At 66.7% G+C, this 13,816-nt stretch carries 15 protein-coding genes and 1 tRNA gene; 12 read left to right on the top strand and 4 right to left on the bottom strand.

Annotated features, from left to right (window positions below; translation table 11 throughout):
• The first annotated feature begins 15 nt into the window (after positions 1-15).
• From MKK63_RS07205 to MKK63_RS07185, 5 genes are all read left to right on the top strand, one after another.
• Positions 16-258 carry a hypothetical protein gene (locus MKK63_RS07205; protein ID WP_244000117.1) on the top strand — a complete coding sequence of 81 codons (243 nt, stop codon included), beginning with the start codon at positions 16-18 and terminating at the stop codon, positions 256-258.
• A 258-nt stretch (positions 259-516) separates the two neighbouring features.
• The gene (locus MKK63_RS07200; RefSeq protein ID WP_244000115.1) at positions 517-2,139 is read left to right on the top strand and encodes a Na+/H+ antiporter; all 1,623 of its coding nucleotides are present in this window, start codon (positions 517-519) and stop codon (positions 2,137-2,139) included.
• Between the two features lie 109 nt (positions 2,140-2,248).
• Positions 2,249-2,809: an HAD domain-containing protein gene (locus MKK63_RS07195; RefSeq protein ID WP_244000113.1), complete on the top strand. Its 561-nt coding sequence runs from the start codon at positions 2,249-2,251 to the stop codon at positions 2,807-2,809.
• A gap of 187 nt (positions 2,810-2,996) precedes the next feature.
• A complete protein-coding gene (locus tag MKK63_RS07190; RefSeq protein ID WP_244000111.1) occupies positions 2,997-3,272 on the top strand; it encodes a hypothetical protein in 276 nt (91 codons plus the stop codon).
• Position 3,273: 1 nt separating this feature from the next.
• Positions 3,274-3,735: a hypothetical protein gene (locus tag MKK63_RS07185; RefSeq protein WP_244000109.1), complete on the top strand. Its 462-nt coding sequence runs from the start codon at positions 3,274-3,276 to the stop codon at positions 3,733-3,735.
• A 277-nt stretch (positions 3,736-4,012) separates the two neighbouring features.
• On the opposite strand, the gene MKK63_RS07180 is transcribed toward MKK63_RS07185, so the two are convergent.
• Positions 4,013-4,089, bottom strand: a tRNA-Met gene (locus tag MKK63_RS07180).
• A 228-nt stretch (positions 4,090-4,317) separates the two neighbouring features.
• Here MKK63_RS07180 and MKK63_RS07175 point away from each other — a divergent pair.
• The 7 genes from MKK63_RS07175 (at position 4,318) to guaA (ending at position 11,144) form a co-directional block, all read left to right on the top strand.
• Positions 4,318-4,752, top strand: coding sequence for a CHRD domain-containing protein (locus MKK63_RS07175; protein ID WP_244000106.1), 435 nt, complete (start codon positions 4,318-4,320; stop codon positions 4,750-4,752).
• 87 nt (positions 4,753-4,839) lie between these two features.
• Positions 4,840-5,178, top strand: coding sequence for a hypothetical protein (locus MKK63_RS07170; RefSeq protein WP_243926679.1), 339 nt, complete (start codon positions 4,840-4,842; stop codon positions 5,176-5,178).
• Positions 5,179-5,303: 125 nt separating this feature from the next.
• Positions 5,304-6,209 (top strand): aldo/keto reductase, encoded by a 906-nt coding sequence (locus MKK63_RS07165; RefSeq protein ID WP_244000104.1) that lies wholly within the window; start codon positions 5,304-5,306, stop codon positions 6,207-6,209.
• Complete coding sequence (locus tag MKK63_RS07160) at positions 6,199-6,942, top strand: NADPH-dependent F420 reductase (protein WP_244000102.1); 744 nt, start codon at positions 6,199-6,201, stop codon at positions 6,940-6,942. The genes MKK63_RS07165 and MKK63_RS07160 overlap by 11 nt, the downstream gene beginning before the upstream one ends.
• A gap of 42 nt (positions 6,943-6,984) precedes the next feature.
• The gene (locus tag MKK63_RS07155) at positions 6,985-8,352 is read left to right on the top strand and encodes an NTP/NDP exchange transporter (RefSeq protein ID WP_244000100.1); all 1,368 of its coding nucleotides are present in this window, start codon (positions 6,985-6,987) and stop codon (positions 8,350-8,352) included.
• Between the two features lie 718 nt (positions 8,353-9,070).
• A complete protein-coding gene (locus MKK63_RS07150) occupies positions 9,071-9,490 on the top strand; it encodes a hypothetical protein (protein WP_243926671.1) in 420 nt (139 codons plus the stop codon).
• A 97-nt stretch (positions 9,491-9,587) separates the two neighbouring features.
• Positions 9,588-11,144 carry a glutamine-hydrolyzing GMP synthase gene (gene guaA / locus MKK63_RS07145; protein ID WP_244000098.1) on the top strand — a complete coding sequence of 519 codons (1,557 nt, stop codon included), beginning with the start codon at positions 9,588-9,590 and terminating at the stop codon, positions 11,142-11,144.
• A 79-nt stretch (positions 11,145-11,223) separates the two neighbouring features.
• On the opposite strand, the gene MKK63_RS07140 is transcribed toward guaA, so the two are convergent.
• From MKK63_RS07140 to tsaA, 3 genes are all read right to left on the bottom strand, one after another.
• Positions 11,224-12,198 (bottom strand): helix-turn-helix domain-containing protein, encoded by a 975-nt coding sequence (locus tag MKK63_RS07140; protein ID WP_279574547.1) that lies wholly within the window; start codon positions 12,196-12,198, stop codon positions 11,224-11,226.
• Between the two features lie 403 nt (positions 12,199-12,601).
• Positions 12,602-13,294, bottom strand: a complete 693-nt coding sequence (locus tag MKK63_RS07135; RefSeq protein WP_244000093.1) for an SGNH/GDSL hydrolase family protein — start codon at positions 13,292-13,294, stop codon at positions 12,602-12,604.
• On the bottom strand, positions 13,291-13,788 hold the full coding sequence (tsaA, locus tag MKK63_RS07130) for a tRNA (N6-threonylcarbamoyladenosine(37)-N6)-methyltransferase TrmO (RefSeq protein WP_244000091.1): 498 nt from the start codon (positions 13,786-13,788) through the stop codon (positions 13,291-13,293). The genes MKK63_RS07135 and tsaA overlap by 4 nt, the downstream gene beginning before the upstream one ends.
• Positions 13,789-13,816: the final 28 nt, after the last annotated feature.

The following is a 13,816-nucleotide window of genomic DNA, read 5'->3' as shown; positions in this document are numbered from 1 at the left end:
AGTTGATCGTAGGTCATGGAGGTCCAAGCCGACAGCGGTCCGGTGACGCCGCAATGCATCATCGAAGCCAAGCGTCGCGGATGGGATACCGGAGCCGAGACGCGCGCCTCGGCCTGGATGGTGCGCGTCTCGGACGGCGCCCATCGACGTGCGGCCAGCCCGGGCGGCCGGCAGGTCGTCTTGGCCCGGATGATCGCCGTGCTGGATACCGCCGGTGCGACGCCGCAGCCGATGTTTGATCAGCCGCGTCCTGCTTGAGCCTCTTCGGCTCAGCGGCCTCGCGGGTGGCGCCATCGTCTCGGGTAAGAACCGATGGAATGCGCCACCGCTCCTGAGAACCGATACAGCTTGCCAGGCGTCGCAGCATCTGTGGTGGCTTGCGAGCAGCGCCCCGGCGATGGACACCCCGCGTCGAGCCTCGGCGGCTGGCATAGGTCGCCCCGCTGGCGCATCGAGGCGTGCGGCGCGGTGCCGTTGGGCCCCGCTTTTTTGATACGGCCCAAGCGAAAGAGAGAGATGGAAAGCGTAACCGTCGTTCTGGCCTTGCTGCTGTCCGTTCTGGTGAGTGGTGCCCTCGGTCGCCTGCTGCCTCTGCCGCTCCCCTTGATTCAGATCGTCATCGGCGTGGCGCTTGCCCTCGGGCCGCTGCCCAGCACGTCGCTGGATCCGGAAATCTTCTTCCTCGTCTTCCTGCCACCGCTCCTGTTCCTCGACGGATGGCGCATCCCGAAACGCGACCTGTTCCGGGACGGCAAGGCCGTGCTGGCGCTGGCACTTGGTCTCGTCGTCCTGACGGTGCTCGGCATCGGGACTCTCATCCACGGCATGATCCCCGGTATCCCGCTGGCCGTTGCGTTCGCGCTGGCAGCAGTCCTGTCTCCGACCGATCCGATCGCCGTCTCATCGGTCGCGGCGCAGGCACCCGTACCGCGGCGGCTGATGCACATCCTCGAGGGCGAGGCACTCCTGAACGACGCCACCGGCCTCGTCTGCCTGCGCTTCGCCATCGCCGCCGCGCTCACCGGCACCTTCTCACTCCCCGAAGCCGCGACAACCTTCGTCTGGCTGGCCCTCGGAGGCGTCAGCGTCGGTGCCCTGACGACCTTCGTGCTGATGGGGGCCCAGGACCTCCTGCGGCGGCGCACGGGCGAGGATCCGGGCCTGCAGATCCTGTTCAGCCTGCTCACGCCGTTCGGTGCCTATCTCGCGGCCGAGCACGTGCATGCCTCCGGCATCCTGGCCGCCGTCGCCGCGGGCATCGCCATGACGTATGTCGAGATCCAGGGACGCAGCCTCGGCACCACCCGCGTCCGCCGGACCGCCGTATGGGACACCGTCGCGCTCGCGGCCAACGGCGCGATCTTTGTCCTGCTCGGCGAGCAGTTGCCGGAGGTGTTCGGCCATGCCGTGAAGCAGGCCAACGTGCAGGGGGCGGGCCGGCTCGTCGCCTGGATCCTGATAATCACCGCGGGCCTTATGACGATCCGGTTCGTCTGGGTCTGGATCTCCCTCCAGTTCATGCTCGCGAAGGCGCGCCGGCGTGGCGACAAGCGCGAAGGACCGACCTGGCGCCTCGTGGCCGCCACCACCTTGGCCGGCGTCAAGGGGGCCATCACCCTGGCGGGCATCCTCACGCTGCCGCTGACCCTCAAGGATGGCACCCCGTTCCCCGCCCGGGACCTCGCGATCCTGCTGGCGATGGGCGTGATCCTGACCTCCCTCGTCCTGGCGAGCACGGTTCTGCCGCCGCTGCTCCGCGGGCTTCGTCTCCCGCCCGAGCCCAGCCACGATGCCGAGGAGGATGCGGCCCGCGCCGCTGCGCGCGACGATGCGGTGAAGGCCATCGAGGCGCTGCAGCATCGCCTCGTGGAAGAGCAGGAGGATGCATCGATCGCCGTCGAGGCCGGCGCCAGAGCCATGGACCGGTACGAGGGTGTCGAGGCGCCGACCTCGGAGCGGCGGAAGGATCTCAGCCGCGCCCGGCAGCTAGCGAACACCGAGAAGCGTTTGCGCCTCGCCGGCATCGAGGCCGAGCGCCAGGCGCTCTACCGCCTGCGACGCTCGCAGGTCATCGATGACGTGCTCCTGCGTCGCCTCGTCCGTGAGATCGATCTGATCGAAGCGCGGCTCGTGATCTAGGTGCCGATCGACAGAATCGGGATGCGCCCCCGAAGCTGGACGATCCGGGGAGCGCGTTGTAGGCGCTCACGACGGCAGCCGATTGGCTGCGCGGAACGGGAACAGCCCCTTGAGTGAGCAAAGCGGGGTTGGACCACTGACGATCTATCTCGACATCGACGGTGTCGTGACGACGGTCGGCTATCAGCGGCAAGCCGGCAAGGACAGGCTCGATCCGGCACAGGTGGCCCGCGTCGCCGCCCTTGTGCGGGATTTCGACGCCAAGGTGGTCGTCTCGTCGACCTGGCGTGTCGATGATTGCCGTCCTACCCTGGTCGAAGCCGGCTTGCCCGAGCGCTGCTTTCACCCCGACTGGCGGACCGCCATCCTGCCGACGAGCCGGGACCCGGAGACGGGGGGCATGCGGCCAGCCGAGCAAGCCGGGCGCGGCGACGAGATCGCCGAGCACGCGACCCGAAATCGGATAATGCACTACCTCGTCCTCGACGACGTCGAGGTTGGAGCGGCGCATGCGGAATGGCACGTTCGCCCGGAGGCCGAGATCGGCCTGTGCGAAACGCACGCAATCCTGGCCCGTAGGCTGCTGACCGCGATGGTCGAGGCGCAGCGCGGGACCGATAACACTGGTGCCGGCTCTTCGGCTGCGGATTTACGATCCGGTAGGGATTGAACTTTCCGAGCACACCGGTCATTCCATGACAGTGGAGTGACACGCGCGTCACGCTACTCCCGACATCGACAGGGTCACCTGGACCCGCGCCGGACCCGCCCGTCCGGCTCCTCCTCGACGCCGCCTCTGTGCGGCAGCCGGGGACGCGTCGCGTCGGATCGTTGAGTGGCAGGAAGGAGTGGCTGCGATGTTCGGGTTCAAGACTCAGGAAACGACGTCCAGTCCCTCGCTGTCGGCGCTGGGCATCATCGAACGTTCCGCTGCGCAGGCCCATGCCACGCTGATCGCCATGGGGTGGTCCGAGATCGGTTTTGGGTATCACGGCTCGGTTCATGCACATCCGGATCATCCGGACGTTGTCGTGCGCTTCGCACGCAAGGCCGACGGGTTCGGTGATTACGCCGCGCTGCTTCGCAAGGGGGTTCGCAGGCTCGAACGGACCGCATGCACCGCGCGTCCATGACATGCATATCAGCCGCTGCGGTGCGTTGATGACGGTGGGCTCGCGCCTGAGCGAGCCCGCGCGGGATGTCTGGTGGCTGGCCTACGCTCATGCCGTCATCGCGGACCACCCGGGCAGCGCGATGGATGACGGGGTTCGCGACCGGTTCAAGGTCGAATGGCCCGCGCACGAACCCAGGATCGATCATGCCAGCTACGACGGCATCCGAGAGCGGTTCAGGGCCACTTGGCCGGGATACGAGGCCTATGTCGCGGCCCTTCGGAGTGTGTCACCGCAGGGACTCGATCCGAACATCGGCAATGTCCTGATGTGCCTCGACGGCAACCCCGTGGTGAACGATCCGCTGTGCGATGACGGACATGGTCTGTGGCGCTCGCCACTCGCCCGCGTGATGGGGCGTATCGTCGAAGGTCTGCGTCGCTGGGTGGGCGATGCTCTGGGTCGAGCACCCATCCCCGCCTGATCGTGGGGCCGGGTTCGTTGAACGAAGTCCCGAACCTCGAGAGCGGTACAGTTGCGTTGCAGCAGGTCGAGGGCAGTTGCGGGCGATGCGCCCTCGCGCTGCCGACGCGCGCAAACCCGCGATGTACTGACCGCGACACACGCGTCAGAGGCTGCGAGCCCACCTGCGCCGAACCAATATGATTGGAGAGAACGATCGACCGATCCTGATCCAGCGACACAACGGCTGTTCAGCTCACCGGTCGCATCACGTATTCGGTCGAAGCTATTGAACTTGATGGTAGCGAGGGACGGATTTGAACCGCCGACACAAGGATTATGATTCCTCTGCTCTAACCAACTGAGCTACCCCGCCACGCGCCGAAACCGCGCTGCGCACGGTCGACGTGGGCGGTATAGGGAGGGCCGGCGTCTGGTGTCAACGGTCTCACGCGGGCAAATCGCGCGAGCGCGCGGTGCGGACGTGAGACCAAACGATACCACCGTCCCGCCCCGCAAGCGGTCGGGCACTGTGCCGGCCGACGCGTCGCGCTAGGATGTAAGTCGGGCTCGCTGAGACCCGACTCAACACCTGGAGCGTTCGATGACGCGTCACGCCTGCAGATATCTCGCTGTTGTGCTGGCCTTGGCGGCGGCGCCCGCCGCCCAGGCGGCCGGGGAGGGAGCCACCTACCGGGCGACCCTGGACGCAGCCGGCGAGGTGCCGTCCACCCAGTCGAAGGGGACTGGCGAACTCACCGCGACGTTCGATCCGGTCACCAAACGCCTCAGCTGGAACGGGAGCTACAGCAACCTCACCGGCCCTGTGACGGCAGCCCATTTCCACGGGCCAGCCAAGCCAGGGGAAAATGCCGGGGTCCTCGTGCCGGCGACCGTCACGGCCAGCCCGTTCACCGGCGAGGCGACCCTGGATGATGCCAAGGCTGCGGATCTCGAAGCCGGCCGCGTCTATTTCAACATTCACACGGCGGCGAATCCGAAGGGTGAGATCCGCGGACAGGTTCTGCGCGCACGCTGATGACACGGACACACTGATGGCCTGGAATCGCCATCTCGACGCGCGGCGGCAGTGCCGGTAGGCCGATATCTCCCTGCCGGAGGTGCCATGAAGCAGACCGAAGCCATCATCGCTTGGACGCCCGCCCGTTGGTCCGAGCTCAAGCCTGAGACGGCCGGGCAGGTTGTCGTCCTGCCCGCGCCCGACGAGGCCGGGGTGGCGAAGCGCTACGTCATGCGCGCGGGCGCCAGTTCGTCCGCGCTGGCCGGGCTCTCGGAAGAGGCGCGCATCGCCCGGCTGTTCATCGATTTCCAGACGCTCGTCGTACGCGACGGTATCGATCCGCAGGTCGCCCACCGCGCCTTTCTGGCCATCGACGAGTATCGGTTCCGCATCGCGCCCGATACCGAGGGCGCCGAATTCGAGGACCCGCCCGAGGAAGATTAGCCGGGCGCATACCCTGCGCTGGCTGACCCCGGACATCCGATCGCGCAAGCGTGAGAATAAGGAATACAAAATCGGACGCAGCGCCCTATCTCGGATCAGCGTCCAGAACTCTCCGGAACTCGGCCATGCCCGTTTCCCGCCGCGCCGTCATCGCCGCCGCGGCGCTTGCGCCGCTCGCCCGCCGCGCGGCCTTCGCGGCTGAGCCACTGATCCGCCGGCCCATCCCGTCGAGCGGCGAGATGCTGCCGGCGATCGGGATCGGCACCTCCCGCCGGTATGAGGTGGAGCCGACCCCCGACAGGATCGCTCCCCTGAAAGAGGCGGTGCAGACTTTCGTGTCTTTTGGCGGGACGGTGATCGACACCGCGCCGAGCTACGGCACGGCCGAGGACGTGCTCGGCGCGATCTTGGCGGAGACCGGCCTGCGCCAGAAGATCTTCCTCGCCAGCAAGGTCGACTCGACCGGCCGAGACGAAACCCTTAAGGAGTTCGAGCGGTCGCTGAAGCGGCTGAAGGTCGAGACGCTGGACCTCGTCGCGGTCCATAATCTGATCGACGTGACCGATAATCTAGCTGTGCTGCGCGACCTGAAGGCCGCCAAGCGGATCCGCTACGTCGGCGTCACGATCTGGCGCGACAACCAGCTCGACGCCCTCGAAGCCGTGATGAAACGCGAGTCCCTCGATTTTATCCAGGTGAATTACGCCATCGACAACCGCGCCGCCGCCGAGCGGGTGATCCCGTTGGCTGCCGAGCGGGGCATGGCGGTGATGACCAACGTGCCCTTCGGCCGCGACCGCCTGTTCAAGGCGGTCCAGGGCAAGGAGCTGCCGCCCGTCGCGAAGGATCTCGGCTGCACGAGCTGGCCGCAGGTTTTCCTCAAATACGTGCTCGGCAACCCGGCCGTGACCTGTCCGATCCCCGGCATGGCGAAGGCCGCCTATGTCGAGGACAACCTCGCCGCCGCCCGCGGGAAACTCCCCGATGCGGCCCAGCGCAAGCAGATGGAGGCTTTCATCGATGCGGTCTGATCGTTTCACGCGCCGGACGGCGCTCGCCCTCGCGGCCGGACTATCCTTATCGGCTGCGGTTCCGGCCCTCGCGCAGGACGGGACCAAGAAAATCCGGATCGGCGTGATCGGGGCCGGCAATATCGGCGGCACGATCGGGAGCCTCTGGGTCAAGGATGGCCATGAGGTGATGTTCGCCTCCCGCCATCCGGAAACGCTCGCCCCCCTGGTGTCGGAGCTGGGTCCGAAGGCGAAGGCCGGCACCCCGGAGGAGGCAATCAAGTTCGGCGACGCCGTGTTCATCGCCGTTCCGTACAAGGCCTATCCGGATCTCGCGAAGGAGATCGGTCCGGCGCTCAACGGCAAGTTCGTGCTCGACGCCGGCAATGCCACCCAGAAGCGGGACGGGGCGCTGTACGACGAAGTCCAGGCCGGCGGCATCGGGGCGACCTCGGCCAAGTATTTTCCCGGCGCGAAGCTGGTGCGCGCGTTCAACGCGGCCAACTATAAGGTCTTCGCCAAGGAGGGCGCCGATGGCGGCAAGGGCCGCGCCGGCGGCCGCATGGCGATCCCGATCGCAGGGGACGATCCGGACGCCCTGAAGGTCGCTGCGAGTCTAGTTCGCGATGCCGGCTTCGATCCGGTCGTGGTCGGTCCGCTCAAGGATGCCGACAAGTTCGCAATGGGGTCGCCCGGCTTCGGCCACGACGTCACCGCACCGGAACTGCGTGAGAAGCTCGGGCTCACTCAGTGAACCGATGCGGGTACAAAGCCATCGTCCAGGCGGGGCGCGTTCATGCCTGATCCGGATCTACACCGCGGTCCGCTCGCGCGCCTGATCGACGTGAAGCCCGGCGAAGGCCGGGCGCTCGGCTGGGCCTGGGCCTATATCTTCTCGATCCTGGCCGCCTACTACGTGCTGCGCCCGATCCGCGACCAGATGGGCGTGGCGGGCGGCATCGAGAACCTGCCCTGGCTGTTCACCGCGACCCTGTTGGGCATGCTCTGCCTGAACCTGCCCTTTGCCTATCTGGTGAAGCAGATGCCGCGGGCGCGGTTCGTGCCGATCACCTACCGGTTCTTCGCAGCCAACATCCTGGCCTTCGCGCTGGTCCTGTACCTCGCCCCGCCGGAATGGAATATCTGGATCGGCCGCGTCTTCTTCGTCTGGCTGTCGATCTTCAATCTCTTCGTCGTCTCGATCTTCTGGGCAACCATCGTCGACGTCTTCTCGAACGAGCAGGGTCGGCGCCTGTTCGGCTTCATCGCGGCGGGGGCGACGCTCGGCGCCATCGCGGGTTCGGCCACCACGGCGGTCCTCGCCAAGAATGTCCCGACCTGGGGCCTGATGCTCTGCGCCGTGGCGCTCCTCGAAGTCGCCGTGTTCTGCATGCGCGGCTTGGCGGCTCTATCGAGCCAGCTCCACGAGGTGCCAGGCAGCAGCACGACCCAGAAGGGCGATCAGGATTGGACGATCGGCGGCAGCGTGCTGGCGGGTGTGACCCGAACCTTCGCGTCCCCCTATCTCCTCAACATCTCGCTGTTTCTGCTGCTGTTCTCAGTGACCTCGACCTTCCTGTATTTCGAGCAGGCCGGCATCGCGAAGCGCAGCTTCCCGGATCGCGGCGCGCAGACGGCCTTCTTCGCGAGCGTCGATCTCGCGGTGAACGTCCTGACGCTCGGCGTGCAGCTGTTTCTCACCGGCCGGATCGTGAACCGGCTCGGCGTGGCCCTGACGCTTGCCATCCTGCCGGCCTTCAGCATCCTCGGCTTCGCGGCGCTCGCGATCTGGCCGACGATCGGCGTCATCGTCGCGTTTCAGGTGCTTCGGCGGGCGGGAAACTACGCCATCGCCCGGCCGATCCGGGAGGTGCTGTTCACGGTCGTTCCGCGGGAGGACCGCTACAAGGCGAAGAGCTTCATCGACACGGTGGTCTATCGCCTGGGCGACCAGATCGGGGCGTGGTCCTTCACGGGGATTCAGGGGCTGGGCTTGGGCAGCACCGGCATCGCCGGGGCGGCGATCCCGCTCTCCGCTGCGTGGCTCCTGAACAGCCTCTGGCTCGGCCACGCGCAGGATCGGCGCCGGACCGCCCGTGAGACGGAGAGCGGCGAGACGGTCGAATCTTCGGCGCCGTTAGCGCGCGCGGCTCCGTCAGCCTGAGCAGGTTCGAAACAACGGCCGCCGGTTTTGCGATCAAAACCAGCGAGCAGCCAAGGGTCATGACGGGGATCCGCAACCTACCGGTGCTGCATCCAATCCCAGACCAGATAGGCCGGGACGGGGATCATCATGGCGACGAAGATCCAATCGAACATCTGAGGCATGGGGCAGTCCTTCGTTCGGTCCGCCCCTGGTTCTACCGACGCCGGCGGCCGAAGTTCCGGCCGCGACATACCCGTTGCGGCCGCGCCTGAGCCGCGGCTTCGTTAAGCACTGGTTTACCTTACGGGGCGACGTTTCGCGCTTGGTTCGGCCGAGAGGGACGCATGGCCAGTCTTGCTGCGCCGGCATCGACACGGTCGTACAGGCTGGGTCGCCTCATCCTGGCCGTGCTCGGACTGCTCATGCTGGTTCCGGCCCCCACGATGGCGCAGGAGCCGCTCTTCCTCCGCATCCGTCCCATCGCGGACGCCGAGGCCGCACGCGCAGCCCGGGAAGCTTTGTGGCTACGCCGGCAGGCTCATGCCCGAGCGGTGATCGGATCTGTCTGCACCGGATGCCTCACCGCTTGGAAGCCCACGGGCGAGCCGGTCCCCATCGCGCCGGCCGCGCCACCCGTGGGGGCAGTGGCGAACCTCACGGTCCGAATAGGGGTTGAAACCGACCCCGGCCCCGTTGCATCCGACGACCCCGATCCACCGATCCCCGAGAGGCAACCATGACACAATCGCACCCGACGAGCGGCGCCGAGCCCGAAGTCGATTGTCCCGTGAGCCTCGAAGTCCTGGGCTCCGTGTACCGTGCCGACGATTTCGACCTGCCGCTGATCCTCGAGCAGATCGAGCCCCTCAAGCGCGCTCAGCTCGCCACCTACCTTTACGGCAAGAGCCACATGCACAAGCTCGGCTTGAAGGTCGCCCGCTCCTGCGACCGGGACGACCTGATTCGCGTTGCCGGCGAGATCGGCTCGGTCATTCACGGCCAGGCGCATCTGAAGCCGTCCAAGCCGGCACCGGTCGCTGCACCCGAGCTGCGCGCCAAGACCATGCCGGGCCAGAAGAAGGTCAGCCTCGCGGGCGCGCCGGCGAAGCCTGCCATCAGCCTGGGCGGCTCGGCCAAGGTCCGCAACTTCGACTGAAGGCGCGACTATCCTGGCGCGCGCCTTGCGCCGCGATCCCCAGCCCGCATGGGGGGTGCGCGTTGCGCGCGCCCCGGGCTTCGGATAATCGCCCGCGATGAACACCGACCACGACAAGATCCTGATCGTCGATTTCGGCTCCCAGGTGACGCAGCTCATCGCCCGCCGGGTGCGGGAGGAGGGTGTGTACTGCGAGATCGTGCCCTTCACGAAGGCCGAAGCGGCGTTCCGCGAGCAGAAGCCGAAGGGCGTGATCCTCTCCGGCGGCCCCGAATCAGTGACCGTCGAGGCCTCGCCCCGCGCACCGCAGTCGGTGTTCGATTCGGGCGTCCCAGTCTTCGGCATCTGCTACGGTCAGCAGACGATGGCGGCCCAGCTCGGCGGTGCGGTCGAAGGTGGGCATCACGCCGAGTTCGGGCGGGCCGAGGTCGAGATCCTGGCTGATTGCCCCCTGTTCGAGGGCGTTTGGCATAAGGGCGAGACCTATCCGGTCTGGATGAGTCACGGCGACCGGGTCACCAAGCTGCCGGACGGCTTCACCACGGTGGCGATCTCGAAGAACGCCCCGTTTGCAGCGGTGGCTGACGCGGCGCGCAACTATTACGCGGTCCAGTTCCACCCGGAGGTGGCCCACACGCCCCACGGCGCTCTGCTCATCCGCAACTTCGTGCGGGACATTGCGGGCTGCTCGGGCGACTGGACCATGGGTGCCTACCGCGAGGAGGCGATCGCCAAGATCCGCGAACAGGTCGGCACCGAGAAGGTGATCTGCGGCCTTTCGGGCGGCGTCGATTCCGCCGTCGCGGCGGTGCTGATTCACGAGGCGATCGGCGATCAGCTGACCTGCGTGTTCGTCGATCACGGTTTGCTGCGCCTGGGCGAGGCCGAGCAGGTCGTGGCTTTGTTCCGCGACCACTACAACATCCCGCTGGTCCACGTTGAGGCGTCGGGGATGTTCCTCTCCGCGCTCGAAGGTGTTTCCGATCCGGAGGTGAAGCGGAAGACCATTGGCCGCCTGTTCATCGACGTGTTCGAGGCCGAATCGAAGAAGATCGGCGGTGCGAAGTTCCTGGCGCAGGGCACGCTCTACCCGGACGTGATCGAGAGCGTGTCGTTCACCGGCGGCCCGTCGGTGACGATCAAGAGCCACCACAATGTCGGCGGCCTGCCCGAGCGCATGGACATGAAGCTCGTGGAGCCGCTGCGCGAGCTGTTCAAGGACGAGGTCCGGGTGCTCGGCAAGGAACTCGGCCTGCCCGAGGCCTTCGTCGGCCGCCATCCATTCCCCGGCCCGGGTCTGGCGATCCGCTGCCCCGGCACGATCACTGGCGAGAAGCTGGAGGCCCTGCGCAAGGCCGACGCGATCTACCTCGACGAGATCCGGCAGGCCGGGCTCTACGACACGATCTGGCAAGCCTTCGCGGTGATCCTGCCGGTGAAGACCGTGGGTGTGATGGGCGATGGGCGCACTTACGATCATGTCTGCGCGCTGCGCGCCGTCACGTCGGTGGACGGCATGACGGCCGACTTCTACCCCTTCGACATGGCCTTCCTCGGCCGGGTCGCGACCCGTATCATCAACGAGGTGAAGGGCATCAATCGGGTGACCTACGACATCACCTCGAAGCCGCCCGGGACGATCGAGTGGGAATGAGCCGTCGCGTGGTTCCTTCGGTCGTTGTTGTGATGCACTCCCTTGCGCCGAACCGGTGTCCCTGTCGTGGGAGAGCGCGCTAGCCGGTTGCGGAGCGTAGCGTGCGCTGGAACGCGTCCATCCGGAATTCCCGCGGGCTCGCGCCGTAGCGGTCCTTGAAGCGTCGGGAGAAATGCGCCTGGCTGGTAAAGCCGCAGGCGTAGGCGAGGAGCCCGATCGGCATCTGGGCCGCGTGCGGCTCCCGAAGACGCTGCGCCGCGACCGTGAGGCGGCGCTCCCAGATGTAATCCGAGATGTTCTGCCCGCGTTCGTGGAAAAGTTCCTGCAGGCGGCGCAGGGAGACGCCCACGGCTGCCGCGAGGTCGGACGGACTCAAGGCGGGGTCGTGGAGCGTGTCCTCGATCTGCGCCTTCGCCCGCTGGACGACGACGGTGCCGTGAAGGGCGCGTGGGACGTCCTGCGTCAAGCGCTCGGCGATGCTGGCGATGAGCATGTCGACGCCGATCGAGCCCATCCTCTCAGCCTGCCGGGCCTCCATCCTTCGATGCACCTCCAACAATTGATGGAAGTATCGCACGGCCAGCTGCGTCGTGGCCTGCTCGGCGGGGATGCGCGTCCGGGAATAGAGCTTGGCCGGCCCGATGACGCGCTCCAGCCGCTCCTGCGGGATCTCGATGAAGAGGCCCTGCCCACCCTCTGGCGTCAAAATCGAAGATGGCTGGCGATCGAGCACGACCAGATCGCCCCGCGCCGTCGTGGCCTCGCGATCGGCCTGACTGAAGGTCATGGCCCCGGATATCTGCAGCGCGACGGTGATGGTGCTGCCGATCTCCGACCGGCGGATCGCAGCGCTGGTCAGCTCCGTACGGATGCCGGACGTCGTAATCCGGTTGACGGTCAGTGCGCCGACCTGGGCCGCCTCGATGCGACCGGAGAACGGTCCGGGACCGACCTCGGAGATCTCGAGCGGCATGACGCGCTCGATGATGGTCTCACGCCAACGCCGGAAGCGCTCTTTTTCCGCAACCGGATCGGTCGAATATAGCACCCGCATCGCCCACTCGACTCTTATTGACGTACTATTCACCGACTTATGAAATCAATTAAAACTATCTATCGTGTTTAAAATCACCCCATACGTGTTCCTATATCGATATTCATATAAGAATTAGATTGATCTCCCGTAGACGCAGGACGAAACACGCTGATGCGCTGATAGCAGCGATACGAGCGAATGCAATACGGCATCTCTAAAAAGCTTGAAGCCTGGCGAGCTTCACTGGATCAGGGGCCGGCGATCCTGTCCACACCGAATCTGTTGGATATGCGCGGCATACCGGCGGTTGCGCCGTTCAAGGGTGCCGGACCATGGCTGCGGAGCCGATCGTCGACCGACCTGCAACATTTCGCCTCGGGCTCATGCGCGGATACCGCGCGATGGACAAAACCGCGTCACCTCAGGGGCGGCAGAGGACAGGCTCGAGCGCTTGCAGGGCCGGCCGAAACGCCGCCAGATGAAGCCCGTCGCGCAGGGAACCGGGTTTCGCGTAGCCGCTGTCACCGTCGCGCAGGGCTGCGAACGGGTCTGCGTAGACGCAGCCGAGACGTCCGCACAGAGTTTGGAGCCGCTGTGAATACACCGCCACGGCGGCGGCATCGACGAGCTTGCTGATCTCGCGACCGACCGGGGGGAGGGCGGTCACGACGACGCGCGGGCTCACGGCCTTGAGCCGCGTGATGATCGCCTCCGCGGCGGCCTCGAAGTGCTGGCCCTGCTGCGGCGATTGGGGATTGTTCTTCGTCAGGATGTCGTTGGTGCCGATCGTGAGGGCGGCGACGCTTGGCAGAACCGTGAAGGTCGTGCGCGCGAGGTATTCCGCGTAGCTGGCCGCAGTGGCGCCGCTGATCCCGCCGTTGACGAAGTCATGGCCGCACGGCCGTTGGCCGCCGGGTTGCAGTTCCACCTGGGAATCACCGGCATAGAACATGTAATCGGGCGGCGCCTCGTCGAGGCTGACCTGGACGGCGATCCGGCGCATCTCCGCGTAGGCCCGGGCATCGGCAGCGGGTCGGTGGAAGCGCCAGCCGGCGAGACCTCCGAGCCCCATGAGTCCGAGTCCACCGACGATGAACAGCGCGACGCGCCTCACGGCTCGGCTCCGGCACGATCGACGGCGGCGTCGGGGCGGGAATCCGTAGTGGCGTAATAGGGTTTGATGTCGACGAGCGGCGTGCCGTCGAGGCAATCCAGGCCACGCACGCGAAGAGTGTCGCCGTGTCGGCCTAGCAACGCCACGACCGACAGGGCGATCGGGTTGGGGCGCGCGGGCGAGCGCAGCGCGAAGGTACCGCGCGGGCCATTAGCATGACGCGGGTGCTGGATCAGCAGGCCACGGGTCGCCCGATCCATCCAGTAGAGGAGGATCAGGTGCGTGCAGCCCGTGATGTTGCGCAGGCCGGGCGCATAAGCGGCATCGACCTCGACGGTGCAGACGGCATCGGTCTGAAGCCCATTCTTCGGGCACTCGGAGCGCGTCCGCCAGGGCGTGCGAAGCCGGCCGATGAAATGGAGGCCCGCATCGAAGGTCGCGGGCAGGTTCGCCATCTCCTCCCCGGGACGGATCCCGAACTCGTCCGCGCTCATGCGACCTCGCTCTGTCTCCGGGGCTTCT

Origin of the sequence: Methylobacterium sp. J-088, assembly GCF_022829295.1 — a bacterium.
Taxonomy (GTDB): domain Bacteria; phylum Pseudomonadota; class Alphaproteobacteria; order Rhizobiales; family Beijerinckiaceae; genus Methylobacterium.
The sequence above is the reverse complement of the archived record's forward strand: the minus strand, read 5'-3'. Positions and strand labels throughout refer to the sequence as shown.

Bases quoted from the DNA above. Each gene is read 5' to 3' on its own strand.
- MKK63_RS07150 (WP_243926671.1), top strand. From the start codon at position 9,071: ATGACACAATCGCACCCGACGAGCGGCGCCGAGCCCGAAGTCGATTGT.
- MKK63_RS07140 (WP_279574547.1), bottom strand. From the start codon at position 12,198: ATGCGGGTGCTATATTCGACCGATCCGGTTGCGGAAAAAGAGCGCTTC.
- tsaA (WP_244000091.1), bottom strand. From the start codon at position 13,788: ATGAGCGCGGACGAGTTCGGGATCCGTCCCGGGGAGGAGATGGCGAAC.
- MKK63_RS07185 (WP_244000109.1), top strand. From the start codon at position 3,274: ATGCATATCAGCCGCTGCGGTGCGTTGATGACGGTGGGCTCGCGCCTG.
- guaA (WP_244000098.1), top strand. From the start codon at position 9,588: ATGAACACCGACCACGACAAGATCCTGATCGTCGATTTCGGCTCCCAG.
- MKK63_RS07160 (WP_244000102.1), top strand. From the start codon at position 6,199: ATGCGGTCTGATCGTTTCACGCGCCGGACGGCGCTCGCCCTCGCGGCC.
- MKK63_RS07200 (WP_244000115.1), top strand. From the start codon at position 517: ATGGAAAGCGTAACCGTCGTTCTGGCCTTGCTGCTGTCCGTTCTGGTG.
- MKK63_RS07165 (WP_244000104.1), top strand. From the start codon at position 5,304: ATGCCCGTTTCCCGCCGCGCCGTCATCGCCGCCGCGGCGCTTGCGCCG.
- MKK63_RS07170 (WP_243926679.1), top strand. From the start codon at position 4,840: ATGAAGCAGACCGAAGCCATCATCGCTTGGACGCCCGCCCGTTGGTCC.
- MKK63_RS07205 (WP_244000117.1), top strand. From the start codon at position 16: ATGGAGGTCCAAGCCGACAGCGGTCCGGTGACGCCGCAATGCATCATC.
- MKK63_RS07175 (WP_244000106.1), top strand. From the start codon at position 4,318: ATGACGCGTCACGCCTGCAGATATCTCGCTGTTGTGCTGGCCTTGGCG.
- MKK63_RS07190 (WP_244000111.1), top strand. From the start codon at position 2,997: ATGTTCGGGTTCAAGACTCAGGAAACGACGTCCAGTCCCTCGCTGTCG.
- MKK63_RS07155 (WP_244000100.1), top strand. From the start codon at position 6,985: ATGCCTGATCCGGATCTACACCGCGGTCCGCTCGCGCGCCTGATCGAC.